Annotated in this window: 14 tRNA genes and 1 rRNA gene; all 15 read left to right on the forward strand. The window is 51.6% G+C overall.

The annotated features are described in order from the left end of the window. The first annotated feature begins 7 nt into the window (after window positions 1-7). The 15 genes from rrf (at window position 8) to ACTVAI_RS11800 (ending at window position 1,460) form a co-directional block, all read left to right on the forward strand. Window positions 8-123, forward strand: a 5S ribosomal RNA gene (gene rrf / locus ACTVAI_RS11730). Window positions 124-131: 8 nt separating this feature from the next. After that, window positions 132-204 (forward strand) — tRNA-Val (locus ACTVAI_RS11735). A gap of 59 nt (window positions 205-263) precedes the next feature. Continuing rightward, window positions 264-336 (forward strand) — tRNA-Lys (locus ACTVAI_RS11740). Between the two features lie 27 nt (window positions 337-363). Continuing rightward, a tRNA-Leu gene (locus ACTVAI_RS11745) sits at window positions 364-445 on the forward strand. 5 nt (window positions 446-450) lie between these two features. Next, window positions 451-523: transfer RNA gene (locus tag ACTVAI_RS11750), tRNA-Thr, on the forward strand. Between the two features lie 4 nt (window positions 524-527). After that, window positions 528-599: transfer RNA gene (locus ACTVAI_RS11755), tRNA-Gly, on the forward strand. 10 nt (window positions 600-609) lie between these two features. Further along, window positions 610-683 (forward strand) — tRNA-Arg (locus tag ACTVAI_RS11760). Window positions 684-693: 10 nt separating this feature from the next. Continuing rightward, a tRNA-Pro gene (locus ACTVAI_RS11765) sits at window positions 694-767 on the forward strand. A 9-nt stretch (window positions 768-776) separates the two neighbouring features. Further along, window positions 777-849, forward strand: a tRNA-Ala gene (locus tag ACTVAI_RS11770). A 14-nt stretch (window positions 850-863) separates the two neighbouring features. Then, window positions 864-937: transfer RNA gene (locus ACTVAI_RS11775), tRNA-Met, on the forward strand. 35 nt (window positions 938-972) lie between these two features. Beyond that, a tRNA-Met gene (locus ACTVAI_RS11780) sits at window positions 973-1,045 on the forward strand. Between the two features lie 77 nt (window positions 1,046-1,122). Next, window positions 1,123-1,195, forward strand: a tRNA-Phe gene (locus ACTVAI_RS11785). 11 nt (window positions 1,196-1,206) lie between these two features. After that, window positions 1,207-1,277 (forward strand) — tRNA-Gly (locus tag ACTVAI_RS11790). Window positions 1,278-1,284: 7 nt separating this feature from the next. After that, a tRNA-Ile gene (locus tag ACTVAI_RS11795) sits at window positions 1,285-1,358 on the forward strand. A 14-nt stretch (window positions 1,359-1,372) separates the two neighbouring features. After that, window positions 1,373-1,460 (forward strand) — tRNA-Ser (locus ACTVAI_RS11800). Window positions 1,461-1,491 lie beyond the last annotated feature (31 nt).

Consider the following 1,491-nt stretch of genomic DNA (forward strand, 5'->3'; position numbering starts at 1 on the left):
ATAGATGTGCGGTGGCGATGGCGAGAAGGCCACACCTGTTCCCATCCCGAACACAGAAGTTAAGCTTCTTAGCGCCGATTGTAGTGAAGGGTTTCCCTTTGTGAGAGTAGGACGCTGCCGCGCAATATTTTGGAGGTTTAGCTCAGCTGGGAGAGCGTCTGCCTTACAAGCAGGATGTCGGCGGTTCGATCCCGTCAACCTCCATTATCCAGGCCCCTCAAACAGGCCGGATGGTGTGGACCGAGGTCCGCAATGGATTGTTTGAGTCATTAGCTCAGTTGGTAGAGCATCTGACTTTTAATCAGAGGGTCGCAGGTTCGAGCCCTGCATGACTCATTCTATTATAATTGCATAATAGTAAACGCGGGTGTGGCGGAATTGGCAGACGCACTAGATTTAGGATCTAGCGCCGCAAGGCGTGGGGGTTCAAGTCCCTTCACCCGCATAAAAGCCGGCTTAGCTCAGTTGGTAGAGCATCTGATTTGTAATCAGAGGGTCGAGGGTTCAAGTCCTTTAGCCGGCATTTTGCGGAAGTAGTTCAGTGGTAGAACACCACCTTGCCAAGGTGGGGGTCGCGGGTTCGAACCCCGTCTTCCGCTTTCACATTTTGCAGCCATAGCTCAACTGGATAGAGTACCTGACTACGAATCAGGCGGTTGTAGGTTCGACTCCTACTGGTTGCATTTTTATCATCGGGAAGTAGCTCAGCTTGGTAGAGCACTTGGTTTGGGACCAAGGGGTCGCAGGTTCGAATCCTGTCTTCCCGATTGAAATATGGGGGCTTAGCTCAGCTGGGAGAGCGCCTGCCTTGCACGCAGGAGGTCAGCGGTTCGATCCCGCTAGTCTCCATTTTTTATTTTTTTGGCGGTGTAGCTCAGCTGGCTAGAGCGTCCGGTTCATACCCGGGAGGTCGTGGGTTCGATTCCCTCCGCCGCTATTGTTTTATTTTTTTAATATTTTATTATTTATTATCGCGGGGTAGAGCAGTTGGCAGCTCGTCGGGCTCATAACCCGGAGGTCACAGGTTCGAGTCCTGTCCCCGCAATTGCCATGGTCATTGACGCTTTAGCGGCATTACGAACATGGAACACTTGAGCTTTAGCTCACAGTGTCCCTTTATTAGGCTTGGTAGCTCAGTTGGTAGAGCACTTGATTGAAGCTCAAGGTGTCGGCGGTTCGATTCCGTCCCAAGCCATAACATTATTTGCGGGTGTAGTTTAGTGGTAAAACCTCAGCCTTCCAAGCTGATGATGGGAGTTCGATTCTCCTCACCCGCTTTTTTATGGGCCTATAGCTCAGCTGGTTAGAGCGCACGCCTGATAAGCGTGAGGTCGATGGTTCGAGTCCATTTAGGCCCATTTATTTTGGTTATGGGGAAGTACTCAAGTGGCTGAAGAGGCGCCCCTGCTAAGGGTGTAGGTCGCGAAAGCGGCGCGAGGGTTCAAATCCCTCCTTCTCCGTTTCATCTTTCTATTCCGGCCCGTTGGTCAA

The organism is Jeotgalibaca sp. A127 (assembly GCF_052266745.1).
Taxonomy (GTDB): domain Bacteria; phylum Bacillota; class Bacilli; order Lactobacillales; family Aerococcaceae; genus Jeotgalibaca.